The sequence below is a fragment of the Cedecea sp. VD22 genome, from assembly GCF_037150195.1.
Lineage (GTDB): Bacteria > Pseudomonadota > Gammaproteobacteria > Enterobacterales > Enterobacteriaceae > Cedecea.
Map to the genome: position 1 here is coordinate 1 of NZ_JBBCPX010000060.1, position 341 is coordinate 341.

Annotated in this window: 2 tRNA genes; both read left to right on the top strand. The window is 50.7% G+C overall.

The annotated features are described in order from the left end of the window. Positions 1-46: 46 nt before the first annotated feature. Positions 47-123: transfer RNA gene (locus tag WFK85_RS23475), tRNA-Ile, on the top strand. 113 nt (positions 124-236) lie between these two features. Further along, positions 237-312: transfer RNA gene (locus WFK85_RS23480), tRNA-Ala, on the top strand. Positions 313-341 lie beyond the last annotated feature (29 nt).

Here is a 341-nt window from a genome sequence, read left to right on the forward strand (position 1 = left end):
GTGCTCACACAGATTGTCTGATAGAAAACGAGCAGTAAAACCTTATAGGCTTGTAGCTCAGGTGGTTAGAGCGCACCCCTGATAAGGGTGAGGTCGGTGGTTCAAGTCCACTCAGGCCTACCAAATTCTCCGCTATCCTGCGTTACAGCACCACTCACATACAAAAGTATGCTTCGTGGCGCTGCGCCTTGACCAGCGATGAATTCACGGTAATTCAAAGGTTTTACGAAATCGATGGGGCTATAGCTCAGCTGGGAGAGCGCCTGCCTTGCACGCAGGAGGTCAGCGGTTCGATCCCGCTTAGCTCCACCATCATTTCATGCACCAAAACTTACTTCAGA